This is a genomic window from Calderihabitans maritimus (assembly GCF_002207765.1).
Classification (GTDB): Bacteria; Bacillota; KKC1; order Calderihabitantales; family Calderihabitantaceae; genus Calderihabitans; species Calderihabitans maritimus.
Map to the genome: position 1 here is coordinate 21881 of NZ_BDGJ01000020.1, position 13089 is coordinate 34969.

General features: G+C 43.4%; 9 protein-coding genes. 5 read left to right on the plus strand and 4 right to left on the minus strand.

Going from position 1 to position 13089, the window contains the following annotated elements:
• Positions 1-16: 16 nt before the first annotated feature.
• Both KKC1_RS03370 and KKC1_RS03375 read right to left on the minus strand, forming a co-directional pair.
• Complete coding sequence (locus KKC1_RS03370) at positions 17-490, minus strand: DUF1850 domain-containing protein (RefSeq protein WP_088553100.1); 474 nt, start codon at positions 488-490, stop codon at positions 17-19.
• Complete coding sequence (locus KKC1_RS03375) at positions 487-1536, minus strand: TAXI family TRAP transporter solute-binding subunit (protein ID WP_192868056.1); 1050 nt, start codon at positions 1534-1536, stop codon at positions 487-489. The genes KKC1_RS03370 and KKC1_RS03375 overlap by 4 nt, the downstream gene beginning before the upstream one ends.
• A 186-nt stretch (positions 1537-1722) precedes the next feature.
• On the opposite strand from KKC1_RS03375, the gene KKC1_RS03380 reads away from it, so the two are divergent.
• The 5 genes from KKC1_RS03380 to KKC1_RS03400 all read left to right on the plus strand — a co-directional run bounded on the left by KKC1_RS03380 (position 1723) and on the right by KKC1_RS03400 (position 8958).
• Entirely contained in the window at positions 1723-3804 is a 2082-nt protein-coding gene (locus KKC1_RS03380) for a transporter substrate-binding domain-containing protein (protein WP_088553102.1), read from the plus strand.
• Positions 3797-5182, plus strand: a complete 1386-nt coding sequence (locus tag KKC1_RS03385) for a sigma-54-dependent transcriptional regulator (protein WP_088553103.1) — start codon at positions 3797-3799, stop codon at positions 5180-5182. Before KKC1_RS03380 ends, KKC1_RS03385 begins: the two co-directional genes overlap by 8 nt.
• A gap of 295 nt (positions 5183-5477) precedes the next feature.
• Entirely contained in the window at positions 5478-6530 is a 1053-nt protein-coding gene (locus KKC1_RS03390) for a TAXI family TRAP transporter solute-binding subunit (protein WP_202819927.1), read from the plus strand.
• Complete coding sequence (locus tag KKC1_RS03395) at positions 6530-7054, plus strand: DUF1850 domain-containing protein (protein ID WP_088553104.1); 525 nt, start codon at positions 6530-6532, stop codon at positions 7052-7054. The genes KKC1_RS03390 and KKC1_RS03395 overlap by 1 nt, the downstream gene beginning before the upstream one ends.
• Positions 7051-8958, plus strand: coding sequence for a TRAP transporter permease (locus tag KKC1_RS03400; protein WP_088553105.1), 1908 nt, complete (start codon positions 7051-7053; stop codon positions 8956-8958). Before KKC1_RS03395 ends, KKC1_RS03400 begins: the two co-directional genes overlap by 4 nt.
• A gap of 145 nt (positions 8959-9103) precedes the next feature.
• On the opposite strand, the gene KKC1_RS03405 is transcribed toward KKC1_RS03400, so the two are convergent.
• Positions 9104-11584, minus strand: coding sequence for a mannose-1-phosphate guanyltransferase (locus KKC1_RS03405; RefSeq protein WP_088553106.1), 2481 nt, complete (start codon positions 11582-11584; stop codon positions 9104-9106).
• On the minus strand, positions 11584-12930 hold the full coding sequence (locus tag KKC1_RS03410; protein ID WP_088553107.1) for a glycosyltransferase family 4 protein: 1347 nt from the start codon (positions 12928-12930) through the stop codon (positions 11584-11586). The genes KKC1_RS03405 and KKC1_RS03410 overlap by 1 nt, the downstream gene beginning before the upstream one ends.
• Between the last annotated feature and the right edge of the window lie 159 nt (positions 12931-13089).

Genomic DNA, 13089 nt, shown 5'->3' on the forward strand with positions numbered 1-13089 from the left:
GGGAAGTACCTGAAAGTTATGGGTAGATTAAACTCCATAGCCCTACCCGGTTACCCTTAATAACGATCTTCTGCCCGTCTATTGTCCAATCATTTAGATTGACGACCTTTTCACCACTAATTAATTGATATCCACTTACCTTAGAAATGCTAATAGGCAGGCTGTCATAAGTACGATTTATTCCACGGATTATGATCCAACCATTTTCCACAAAGATTTCCTCTTTCCCGTTGGTAGGCATACCTGCTCCATAAGCTTTAAATCGTGTTTCTTGAAGAACAAGCCTGCCCTTTCTTAACTGAAAGGTCTCCTGCCATGGTTCTAATTCCACTGAATGTATCCACCGAACAGAAAAAGTATTGTTTTCAAGACGAAACGCCAACAGCACGTTGTTTGAATGCTGGTCATAAACAGTTAGGACCGGAATTATGGGAAGAAAAACAACAGTCACACCCAAAATCGCCAAAAGAAAAACAATGATTTTCTTCATCGACTTACCCCGGATCTTAATATTCCCTGCTCCTGGTAGTATCTTTTTGCTCCTGGGTGAAGAGGGATAGGCAGGCCTTCCAGTGCTTTTTCCAAAGTAATACTGTTAGCCGCACTATGGGTTTCCCTTAAAGTGTCAAGGTTTTCAAAAAAAGCCTTTGTTAACTGATATACCATTTCGTCACTTAACCCCTCATGGGTAATAAGTAAATTTTTTACAGTTATGGTAATAACATCATTTGCAATGCCTTCATATGTTCCTCCAGGAATTGCTCCGATGTTATAAGCAGGGTATTGTTGCTGCAACCGGGACACAAGTTCCGATTGAATAGGAATTAGAATAATTTCCTCTGTCTGGGAAAGCTTGCTTATGGCAGCATTAGGAATCCCGGAGGAAAGAATAGCCACATCGATGGTGCCCTCTTGAAGACCCTGAATTGCTTCAGCAAATGAAAGGAATTGTTCTTCTATTTCTGCATAAGTAATACCAGCCGCATTCAACACACGTTTTGCATTAATTTCTGTGCCGCTGCCATGGGCACCAACGGCCACCCGCTTACCCCTTAAACTTTTTAAACTAGATATGTTATTTTCAGCGGTAGTAACTACATGAAAGTAATTGGAATACATGGCAGATACAGCCCGTAAATTTTTCAGTGCATTGCCTTGAAATCTCCCCTCACCGTAATAGGCATCAGCCACCGTATCGGCCATAGCAAAGGCCAATTCTCCTTCTCCCCTTGCCAATTTAAAACAGTTTTCTGCAGAAGCACTAGTGGACTGAAAAGTAGCAGAAGCACCTAACTTCTCTTTATAAATACCTGCTAAAGCACCTCCCAGCGGAAAGTATACGCCTGAACTACCACCTGTAAGAATAGTTACAAATATACCTTCTAAAGGCTTCGAGTGTCTATGGCTGTCTGCTACCATTGGATTGTTATTTTGAACTCCCGTTTGCTGATAGGGAGTAAAACTGCATCCCAATAAGGTTAAACTCAATACTGCCAGGAGAAAAAAAATTAATAAATTTTTTCTACCCTTTTTCACTGTAATCCCCCTTTTGGGTTCAAGTTAATTTTCTCATTCTGTTAAATACTTTATCACAAATTTATTTAGATGTGTACTTTTGTCAAAAGGTAGCCCATTTTTGCACATAATAGCATCACATGGTAGAATAAATAATAACAGAATTTTTGTAATTTTCTTTCCCTTTCCTGCCAAGCAGTCAACAGGATGATTAAATACCATGAACTAGAGGCGGGGATAAATTTGGGTCGCAAATTAAAAAATTTAGTTTTAATTTTTCTCATATTAACAAGCATGCCTCCGGTTGTACTACTACCTGCCGATAAAGCATTAGGTATTTTAGACACAGGAGACCAGAAAGAAATATTAGTACGAGTAGCTGTAGACAAAAACCTTCCTCCTTTTTCCTATATAGATGGATCAGGCCAACTGAACGGTTACAGTATTGACCTAATTAAAGCCATAGAACAAAACAGCGACCTAGTAATTGTCACCCTACCTATGGAATGGGATAAAGCAATCAAAGCTCTGAAAAATAGTGATGTAGACGCTATTTTTGGCATGAAGTATACCTCTGAACGTGATGAAATTTTTGATTTTTCCGATTCTTATTTCATTATTTCAGAAACCATAGTTATTCCCACCCATCAAGATGACATCAAAAACTTAGCTGACCTGAAAGAGCGCACGACGGCAGTCCAAAAATCTCACGTAGCAGCCAACCTCTTGAAAGACGTAAGACGAGCTCAAATAAACGTAGCTTTTAGTCAAGAAGAGGCGCTCAAATTATTAATAATGGGCAGAGCCGAAGCCTTCTTGGGTAACCCTTGGACTGCCCAATACTACCTGAAAAAATTTGGCCTTGAAAATAAATTTAAGATGGTCGGCGGTACTATCCAACCGGCAGACTATGCAATCGCTGTCCGTCAAGGGAATTACCAACTGCTGAATAAATTCAATTCCGCTTTAAAGACGATTAAAGCCAACGGACAATACGATCGAATTTATTACCGCTGGTTTGGTGAACGCCTCTCCTTTGTGACTGCACGTCTTATGAAAATAATCAAGTTACTGGCTACTTTCCTTGTAATTGTAGCCCTGCTTGCCATGTTATGGAACCGGAAGCTGCAGATTGAAGTGGATAAGCGTACCAAAGAACTTTCCCAGGCAAATCTGAACTTAAAACAGCAGCAAAAACTAATTGCCGAAAATGATGCGTTTAAGGAACAAGTGTTAAACAGTGTTAAAAACGGCATTATTACCATGGACTTAGAAGGTCGTATAACCACCGTTAACCCGGCAGCAGTTAATATTCTCAAATTGGAAGACATCTCAAAAATCAGTTTGTTACCTGCTACGTCAATCAATCAACTAAAAAAAATACTTGAACCTTTCCGCAAACAACTTGAAGCATTTGAAGAAGTTCAACAAGCAGAAATTGATTTGTCTCTAAACGGCGAAATAAAACACTTAACCTGTGATATCTCCCCTCTTTATGATGTACAAGGAAATATCATGGGTACTTTACTTACACTCCAGGATCGAACTCATGAAAAAAAGCTACAAAATAAATTAATTACCCAAGAAAAGATGCGTGCACTGGGGCAATTGATAGCTGGAATTGCCCATGAATTAAGAAACCCCCTAACATCTATCAAAACGTTTGTTGAGCTAATACCCCTAAAACATCATAATCCAGTCTTTCGAGAGGAGATAGCCCGTTATCTTCCCAAAGAAATTGCCAGGCTAAACAATATAATAGAGGATCTATTGGATTACTCCCGGCCGCAAAGAGCAAAAAAAGAAGTCTTCAATGTTCACCAGTGGTTGGAGTCGGTACTCTTGCTATTTCATAAGACTTTTAGGGACAAAAACGTCCAGGTCACCAAAGAAATTGATGAAACGCTCTATATCTATGCCGATCCACGTCAGCTTAAACAAGTAGCTTTAAACCTAATATTGAACGCTCTTGACGCTATGGGGGACTGTAATCAAAAACACCTTACTATATCTGCTCAAATAAAAGATAAATCCGTAGTCCTGTTATTCAAAGATACTGGAAAAGGAATACCGAGGGATCAAATTGATAAAATATTCGAACCCTTTTTTACGACAAAAACTAACGGAGTGGGATTAGGACTGACCGTTAGTTACCAATTAGTTAAAGAAAACCAGGGAGAAATCACCGTGGATAGTACACCAGGTTCAGGAACTGCCGTGAAGTTGGAGTTCCCTGCTGCACAACCTAGCTCCAAATTATTGGCTCAAGGGGGGATCGACCATGCATGATATCTTAATTATTGACGACGAAATTTCCATCTGTTCTTCTCTCAGTTTTGCTTTAGAAGACAAATACCGGGTGAGCACCGCAACCAACCCTGAAGAAGCCCTAGAATTAATCTATCAGCAACCGTTCTCGGTCATCCTTCTAGATTGGCGCTTAGGGAGCACAGACGGTTTGGATGTTCTACGACAAATAAAACACGACTTCCCCAATGCAGTAGTTATCATTATGACAGCATACGGCACCATTGAATCTGCCGTAGAGGCCATGAAAAGCGGCGCCTACTATTACATCACCAAACCCTTGGATATCCAAGAGTTACAGTTGCTCATCGACAAGGCTATAGAGTACTACCGGCTTACTAACCAAGTCAAATTTCTCAGCGAAACTCTAGATAACAAACCGGGTTACGCCGGTATTATCGGAAAAAGTAAGGCTTTGCAAAGAGTCTTTCGACTGGTTGAGAAAGTAAAGGATATTGATTCTAATGTGCTCATTACGGGAGAAAGCGGTACCGGCAAAGAATTGGTAGCCCGCGCCATTCATTATTTAGGGAAACGCAGGGAAGGACCATTTGAAGTCATAAATTGCGCCGCCATTCCGGAAACACTGTTAGAAAGCGAGCTTTTCGGTTATGAAAAAGGTGCCTTTACCGGAGCCCTGCAAAACAAAGCAGGAAAACTTTTGGCTGCAAGCGGCGGTACTCTGCTGCTAGACGAAATAGGCGAAATGCCTTTGTCTTTACAGGCAAAAATACTAAGGGTGATCCAGGAGCGAGAAGTCACCCCTTTAGGTTCAACCAAATCCTACCGAGTAGATGTACGTATTTTAGCAGCCACTAACAAAGACTTGCTAGAGCTGGTACGGGAAAAAAAGTTTCGTGAAGATCTCTATTTTCGCCTCAATGTTATTCCCATTCACATTCCACCGCTTAGGGAAAGAAGAGAGGATATTTTGTTGTTAATAGAACATTTTATTAAAGAAAAATGCCAGAAGATGGGCAAAAAAATCAAACAGTTAGACCCAGAAACTAAACGAATTCTCCTAAATCACCACTATCCCGGTAACGTTAGGCAGCTAGAAAACATCATTGAGTATGCAGTTGCTATTTCAACGGGACCCACTATTACCCCCTCAGACCTCCCCAATTACCTGGAATCCTGGATTTCTCTTAACACGGGAAATGAAATTGAGAACACGCCACAACCTAAAAGTATCCCTGTTAAAGTAGGTCAGTCCCTGTTAGATATAGAGCGGGAAACAATTGCCGCTACTTTAAAGTACTGTAATGGACACCGTAAAAGAACAGCGAAAATGTTAGGAATTAGTGAACGTTCCCTGAGGGAAAAGATAAAAAAATATAATTTGAATAATATAATTTAAGTTAGGTTGCACACCCTATATTTTACCAACCGGAAAAAATTGCCGCATACGTGGCATTTTTTTCCCTTTAAAAAGCAAATATTCCTAAATGGATAAAGTTTAACAAACCCTTGGTTTATTTACATTATTCACATTCTTTCTCTTACGTCCATTGATTGGAATGATATTTGCATAGTAAATAGTTAGAATATTCAAACTAAAATTATTATTGTTGAAAAAGAAAGGCGGTGATAAGATCCTTTTGCTTCCTTGGTTTTATCCCGTTATAATACTTGAATATTGGAGGTGTAACATAATGAAATTCATGCGCAACAAACTTTTGTTAGCGGTTATGTTGATATTGCTGACCATTGCCTTAGTCGGCTGCGGTGGCGGTCAGTCAAGGCAAGAACAGCCTACCGGTCAGAAGGAAGAAGCAAAGAATGAAACAACGACGAAAAAAATCTGGCTTTCCATCGCTACCGGTGGCACAGGCGGCGTCTATTATCCATATGGTGGTGGCGTCGCCAGCATTATTAACGACCATATACCCAATGTGGAAGCTACTGCGGAAGTAACCGGTGCATCTGTAGAAAACACTAAGATGGTAGCCAGCGGTCAAGCCATGTTGGCGACAATCATGAATGACGTAGGATACCAGGCATATCACGGTACAGGTAGATTTGAAGGCAATAAAAAAGACATTCGAACCGTATTCCTCATGTACCCCAATATCTATCAGGTAGTTACCCTAAAAGAAACCGGCATTAAAACCTTAGAAGACCTTAAAGGTAAGAGAGTTTCCGTAGGCGCACCGGGAAGTGGTACCGAGTATAAAACCAATCTAATTTTTGATCTTTTGGGAATAAGTTACGATGATTTTATAGTACAGCGTCTACCTTTTGCCGATCAAGCAAATAACTTGCGGGATAAGACTTTGGACGTCGGTATCTGGAGTGTTGCTGCGCCCACATCATCCATTACCGAACTAGCAGCCACACAAGATATCTACATTATACCCTTTAGCCAAGAAGATTTAGATAAAATCACTAGCGCGTACCCGTTCTACAATGCAGGGGAAGTTCCAGCAGGAACCTACAAAGGACAAGATGAAGCAGTCCCAACTCCTACTGTATGGAACACCATGATTACCAGCAAGGATGCCCCAGAAGACCTAATTTACAAGATAGTTAAGGCAGTGTTTGAGAATAGGGAAACCTTAATCAATATCCATAAGGCAGCTAACTGGACTACCCCCGAAAACACTATCGCCAATGCTGTAGTGCCGTTGCACCCGGGAGCACTTAAGTACTATAAAGAGCTTGGCTTAGAAATACCCGACAGGTTAATTCCTCCGGAAGCAAAATAATGAATACCATTCGAGTCGACAGGGGCCGAATAAGACCCGGCCCCTTGCTGGTTCTTTCCCTGTTAGTTTTAAGTACCATATATTTTCTTATTAGCCCGGTCTTAGTGCTCCAAGTAAAAAGTGTTGAAAGAGACTTAGTTGTAACTCGTATCCCGGTACATTCGGGCACCGAATTTAGCATTCGCTATATTCACTCAGTGGACAGACAACCTATTTGGGAAAAATTTCATGTCGCAGCTGATGGAACAATCGTCCTAACCGATACTAAATTTAAAATGCTTGGCGCCGGTATGGGACCTTACGAACAAACCGTGACCTTTGAAGACGGTTGGAACATAGTGAGTGACATGAACCGGGCAATCGGAACATTCTTTCTGCGGGTAGGTCATATTGCCAAGCACACTCTGTTTATAAATGACCAGGAGATTCCCCTGTGGAAACACCTAAACAGTAATGAACGCGTCAAAGTAGAAATATTGAAAGTACCGAGAATAACCTTGTTGGGGAAAGGGGGAACAGCATGACCATCAAAAATGAAGAATCAGTAAACACTGCTGAGAATAAAACTCGCACCCTTTCCGGTCCGCTGGGCATCATTTTTACTATTGTAGCCAGCCTGTTTACACTGACTTATATCTATATTGCAAAATTCGGAGTTCCTAATCCCCAGTTAAATCGGGGACTTTATCTTGGTTTTACCTTTGTTTTATGCTTTATGCTTTATCCGGCCACAAAAAAATCTCCACGCCATAGGTTATCCATCATAGACTACTTATTCTTAGCTGCATCGGTTGCAGTTATCGTCTATTTTATTGTTGAATATCCAAAAATGACATTCCGTGCCGGAGAAGTTACCCAGACAGACATAATTTTTAGTATCATGGCCATAATAGTAACTTTAGAAGTTACCAGGCGTGTTTTAGGAAATACTCTTCCCATAATTGCCATTGTATTTCTAATCTACGCCTATTTCGGGCCATACATGCCGAGTATAATTGCCCACCGGGGATTTTCCATTGAGCGTATCGCGACATATCAATTCACCACCCTTTTCGGTATTTTTGGTATAGTTACATCTATTTTTGCTAAGTATGTTTTTCTATTCATCATCTTCGGTACGTTTTTAGATAAATTGGGTGCCGCCAAATTTTTTATCGATCTTCCCTATGCTCTAACCGGGCGCACCCGTGGTGGACCAGCAAAGGCAGCCGTTCTGGTAAGCGGGTTAATGGGTTCCGTGTCCGGTAGTGCGGTAGCCAATGTAATTACTACCGGTACCTTTACCATCCCGTTAATGAAAAAAACAGGCTACAAGCCACACGTAGCTGCAGGCGTGGAAACCGCCGCCTCTTCAGGAGGCCAAATGGTCCCACCGATTATGGGTGCCGGAGCCTTTTTAATAGCAGAATTTGCAGGAGTGCCTTATTGGGATATTGTGAAGATTTCCATTATTCCGGCCTTGCTATATTTTGGTTCCGTCTTATGGCTGGTAGATTTGGAGGCGGCCAGAACCGGGCTTAGAGGACTTTCCAAAAACGACTTGCCGAATATCAAAGAAGTAATTAAAAGCGGTTGGTTTTTTGTCTTACCGTTGGCAGCTATTATCTTATTATTAATGCAGGGATATTCACCGTCTCAAGCAGGATTCTGGGCCATCGTTACAACTGTAGCCGTCGGCATGATCAATAAATCAACCCGCATCAGTTGGAGGGAATTTGTTAAACTGTTAAGAGATGCCGCAGTAAAGTCTTTAACTATCGGAGCCTCGGCAGGCACTATTGGTATTATCATTGGGATAGTTTACCTCACCGGCTTAGGGTTGAAATTTTCTGACCTGGTAGTTTCTCTATCGGGGGGTATGTTACCAATTGCTATAATATTGGTAGGTTTGGCGTCTTATGTTCTTGGTATGGGTTTGACAGTTACCTCATCTTATATCATTTTGGCTATTCTTGCCGTGCCAGCACTGACTAAATTGGGAGTACCACTTGTGGCCTCTCATTTGATAGTCTTTTGGTTTAGCCAGGACGCTAATATTACGCCACCAGTTTGTTTGGCTGCCTTTGCTGCCGCAGGAATCGCCGGGGCTGACCCTATGAAAACCGGTTGGACCTCATTTAAGTTTGGCAAAGGTCTCTATCTTATGCCCTTCTTATTTGCCTATACGCCAATTCTCTTAAACGGGACGGTAACAGAGATTATCATTACATTCATCTCTGTCTCCCTAGGGATTATCGCGGCAGGACCGGCATTACAAGGATATTTTATAACAGATACAGGATTGTTGGAGCGAATAATATTAGGTGGAGCTGCCTTCCTGCTTTTTCATCCCGCGTTGACCACTGACGGCATTGGTTTAGCTCTCCTAACGGCCGTATTTTTGAAACAAATGCTCACGAGAAAAAAAGTAGTTGAAATTGAAGCATAACAGAAACCAGATTCCAGAAATTAGAGTAGTAGAAACAAATTGACACCTCAGGTCACTACCTGGGGTGTTACTTTTTAGGTATTTAGGTTATTATTTTCAATCTCTGGTTCCCCCTTCCATTATATTAATAAATGGCGCTTTTTATTCAGGTATGACTTTTCTCGCCCAGGACGGAACGGATCCGGTTCACGTAAAAGTCGGTAAGAGCTTCGGCGGCTTCCTGGGAAAAGGCTTCGCTGTAAACCTGATAACGGGGTTCTTCCGCATGAGGAAGGACTAACGCCCACCCGTTGTCATGATAAATTTTAACTCCGTCTAAAAGCTCTACCTGTTTATCCCTTTGTTCGTCAATCAACATGCGCATCACTTTCCCCTTCGCTTCCCAGGGACATTCGGTAGTTTTTTCACTGAGATAAAACTTCGGTATAGATGCCACTAACTCACCTAGGCTCACCTGGTGACCGCACACGAAATCTAGTATTTTCACCAGAGCATGAACCGCATCAAACTGCAGCATAAATTGGGCAAACTTTCCCTGGCGGGAAGCAATTTCTTCCTTTAAAGTAAACTCCATGAAAGCTTGAGGAGCTGTTTTAGTCCTTACTACCTGCCCGTTGTACTGCTTCGCCATTTGCTCTATAACTCCGGGAGCCGTAACCGGGACCACCACCGTACCACCGTTATTGGCCCGGAGAACCACCAAACTAACCAGAGCGGTAAAGAGATGGTCATCAATAATGTTTCCTCGCTCATCCACCAGGATCAATCGCTCCGCATTGCCGTCCATCACCACACCTAAATCTGCCTGTTGCCTTACCACCTCTTCCGCCAGAGCAGGTATCTTTTCTTTAGCCTTTTGGAAGGAATACTCTTCCTCCCCGCCAAGTTTAAAACGGCTTATTTTACAGCCCAGTTGCTCCAGAACCGGTAATAAAACCGGCTCCAGATGGGGCGAGTGTGTGACTACCAGGTTTAAACCGGCCTCCCGAATAATTTCTGTCTCCACTTCATCCATAAGGTTGTCTCGATACAGGTCTAGAACGTGAGGCATATCCATTACCCTGCCTATGTCCGCAGCCTTAACCTGCCGGTAGTCCTCCCGCCAAAAGAGGTTTTCTATCTTCCTTTCCACCCCACGGTTGACGTTTATACCATTGTGGTCTACAAAATGGATCCAAACCTTTTCCCGGTCATCGGCGTCCGTCTTAAAATGAACACCTCCTTTGGCTCCCAGGGAACGGACTGCAAAACGGTTGACCGGCATAATAATCCGGCCTAAATCATATATATTTACTCCGGCGGATTGAACTCCAGCCATGAAGGCGCTCTTTAACATTTGCGTAGCCTCAAAAGCGTCGGCGCTAATTGCTACCTGGTCTTCTCTTCCCAAAACACTACCGTAAGCCGCTCCCAAGCGCGAACAAAACTCTGGTGCAATGTCCCGATTTACATATCCTGAAATTCCCTGCAGTCCAAAAAGATTTTTGCTTATACGGGTACCCCATACAAGACTATTTCTCACCGTAACTCCCTGTTCCACCGTCTTGTGTGGCCACAATTTAGCTCCCGGCTTAATTACACTGTTTTCCTGAATATGACAGTCGTCACCGATAGCTGTAGCTTCGTAAATACTGGCATTAACACCAACAGTTACCCGGTTGCAAATTGTCGTACCCCGCAGTGCGGCTCCTTTACCTATGTAACTGTTATTCCAGATGATGCTTCGTTTGACGGAGCTATTTTCCTCTAGGATGACATTATCTCCGATAACCGTATAAGGTTCAATTACCACCCCTTCCCCTATTTTGCAGCAATTTCCGATTATGATAGGTCCTTTAACCTGCGCCCCGGGACTGATTTCAGTACCCGTCCCCACCCATATTCCCTCTTTAAGCTGTTGTTCCCGCAATGCAACCTGAATTCTACCCTCCAAAATATCATGGTGAGCCTGCTGGTATTGTTGCAGGTTACCGATATCACACCAGTATCCCGGCATAAGAAATCCATAGAGGGGCTTGCCTTTTTCCAACAAAAGGGGGAACAGATTCTTGCTGAAATCGTACTTGGTTTTCTCCGGAATAAAATTAAGAACCTCCGGTTCCAGCACATAGATACCCGTATTTACCTGATCGCTGAACACTTCACCCCATCCCGGCTTCTCTAAAAAACGCCGGATACTTCCGTCTGGAGCAGTGATAACTACTCCGTATTCCAAGGGATTGGCTACCGTGGTTAGAACTAAAGTAGCCAGAGCACCTTTTCCCCGGTGAAACTTGACGGCTTCTGTTAAATTAAAATCGGTTAGAGCATCTCCACTAACCACCAAGAAGGTATCATCTAAGAATTCTTGGGCATTTTTAACACTGCCCGCCGTTCCGAGAGGAGTCTCCTCTACAAAATAATGGAGATTGACCCCGAAATCAGCCCCGTCTCCAAAGTAGTCTCGAATCGCTTCCGGCAAATATTGAAGGGTAACGCCAATTTCAGTTATACCGTGCTCTTTGAGCAACTCTATTGCATATTCCATTACCGGCCGGTTGGCCACCGGAACCATCGGCTTGGGACGATCGCAGGTCAGAGGACGCAAGCGAGAGCCCTCTCCACCGGCCATAATAATAGCTTTCATCACCAATCTCTCCTTCCCTGATACTGGTGTATAGATGCTACCCGCTGGTCTACCAGAGTATAGCGGGCATACTGGTGACGGTCGGAATTTTGGTGCAGCCATCGAGGGTTGAACAAGCGCATGGCATGATTAATTAGCCGGTTTAACGGCCGCGATTCATGCGGCCACCAATTACGTTCGTAGGCCTGACGAACTTCCCGGTAAACTTTAGCCGTAGCTTCTGCGATCCGCTGCCAGTTATAAACGGTTTTCACCTGTTGAAGGGCACGGCTCTTCAGACGCGCCGCTAAATTTTCATCGTGCAGGAGACGTAACACCTGGTCCGCCAGAGAATCGGCATTACCCGGCAGCGCTTTTAAACCGTTAACTTCGTGTTCCACAATCTCAGATAAACCGCCGGTGTCAGATACCACAACCGGAGTACCGGCAGCCATGCCTTCCAGTGCCACAATACCGAAGGGTTCGTAAAGACTGGGAAAGACAGCAATGCTGGCCACATCATACAGCCGGTTACGGGTTTCATCGTCAATATAACCGGCGAAATATACTTTATGCTCTATGCCGAGAGCTCCAGCCGTATATTTCAGATGAGCCTCCATGGGTCCCGTGCCTGCAATTACAAATTTAGTTTGCGGAAAGGAACGCAAAACACGAGGCACGGCTTCTAAAAGAACCTGCACTCCTTTTTCCCTTACCAACCTGCCGACGAAAAATACAATCTTTTCTTCCGGCCTGGCGTACCTTTCCCGAAAACCGGGTACTGGAGTGACCATCTTGAATCTTTCGGGGTTAACTCCGTTGGGGATAACTTCAATTTTATCCAGCGGTAATTGGAAAAGGTGGTGTACTTCCTGTTTCATGTGCTGGCTACAGACAATTACTTTCCAGGCTTCGTAGGTAAGCCACCACTCCACGCTACTTATGAATCGCTGGACATCATTATGTAAACCATGGTTCCGCCCGGCTTCCGTGGCGTGGATAGTAGCTACCAGCGGCAACCGGTAAGCATGTTTCAGGGCACGGGCCACATAGGCTACCAGCCAGTCATGGGCGTGAATCAGGTCGAATTCCTTGGCCTGAAGAAGATTAATTGCGTATTCCAACAGGGTGATGTTAAATTGGAGGCTCCAGGTTATAAAGTCGGGAGTGGACAGTTGATATGGTACTGCGCGGTGGATATAAACTCCGTTGATTTCCTCGGAAGTAGGAAGGTGCGGTTCTCCACAGGTTAACACGTGTACTTCCCACTGATCTTGAGGTATGGCAGCCGCCAGATCTTCCACATGCCGGGCTAATCCACCCACACTTTTAGGCGGATACTCCCAGGTTAACATCAATACCCGCAAATCCTTCAGCCTCCCGTCTCTTTTGCTTGAACTATTCCGTCAAACGCTAAACTCAAGCGGACAAAAATATTTTTCCTATTTCCCCCTTCTTTTATGCTTTAACGATTTCTAACCGGAATAAAAGTGGCTGTTTAAGATCATGCTAATGGAAGAAACTCA

Coding starts and splice junctions, on each gene's coding strand:
- KKC1_RS03370 (WP_088553100.1), bottom strand. CDS start 490: ATGAAGAAAATCATTGTTTTTCTTTTGGCGATTTTGGGTGTGACTGTT.
- KKC1_RS03385 (WP_088553103.1), top strand. CDS start 3,797: ATGCATGATATCTTAATTATTGACGACGAAATTTCCATCTGTTCTTCT.
- KKC1_RS03395 (WP_088553104.1), top strand. CDS start 6,530: ATGAATACCATTCGAGTCGACAGGGGCCGAATAAGACCCGGCCCCTTG.
- KKC1_RS03380 (WP_088553102.1), top strand. CDS start 1,723: ATGATTAAATACCATGAACTAGAGGCGGGGATAAATTTGGGTCGCAAA.
- KKC1_RS03405 (WP_088553106.1), bottom strand. CDS start 11,584: ATGAAAGCTATTATTATGGCCGGTGGAGAGGGCTCTCGCTTGCGTCCT.
- KKC1_RS03390 (WP_202819927.1), top strand. CDS start 5,478: ATGAAATTCATGCGCAACAAACTTTTGTTAGCGGTTATGTTGATATTG.
- KKC1_RS03400 (WP_088553105.1), top strand. CDS start 7,051: ATGACCATCAAAAATGAAGAATCAGTAAACACTGCTGAGAATAAAACT.